The sequence below is a fragment of the Oleiphilus sp. HI0067 genome (assembly GCF_001635735.1).
The window spans coordinates 1-420 of record NZ_LWFI01000819.1 but is presented as its reverse complement, the minus strand read 5'-3'; the positions used below and the strand labels follow the sequence as shown (position 1 = coordinate 420).

General features: G+C 42.9%; 1 protein-coding gene and 1 pseudogene. Both read right to left on the bottom strand.

Features of this window, described 5'->3' with window-relative positions; all coding sequences use genetic code 11:
• Window positions 1-200, bottom strand: a 200-nt coding sequence (locus A3739_RS08745; RefSeq protein ID WP_156502497.1) for a hypothetical protein, incomplete at its 3' end; no start/stop codon positions are given.
• 7 nt (window positions 201-207) lie between these two features.
• Window positions 208-420, bottom strand: a pseudogene (locus A3739_RS29800) (amino-acid N-acetyltransferase); the annotation flags it as partial.

The window sequence follows — 420 nt, the reverse complement described above, 5'->3', positions numbered from 1 at the left end:
TTCCCTAACTCATCGACAAAACCCACACGTATGACGCGATTATCTTCAGATAAACCAAGTGCATTGGGCGTGTAAGTGATATACATCCCTTGGCCGCAAAAGTCGGCAATAACACAGGCATAGCTTTCACCAGATTCTAAATACAGCGTGGCGGCTTGTTCACTCGATATACGTTCTTGGGTTCTTCGTTCTGTGATCATTGGACCGTTACTTCAGTTTTTTCCTTAAAACTTTTGCCTTGCGGCTCACGTCATATTGCTTTGAATCAGGCAACTCCGAGTAAGCACTCATCTCAAAACCTCGTTCTAAAAACCAATGCTCCGTCTGAGTGGTTAGAACGAACAAATACTCAAGATTTTGAGCTTTCGCTTGATTTGTAATCTCTTCAAGCATGTAATCACCACGCCCTTCTTTACGATA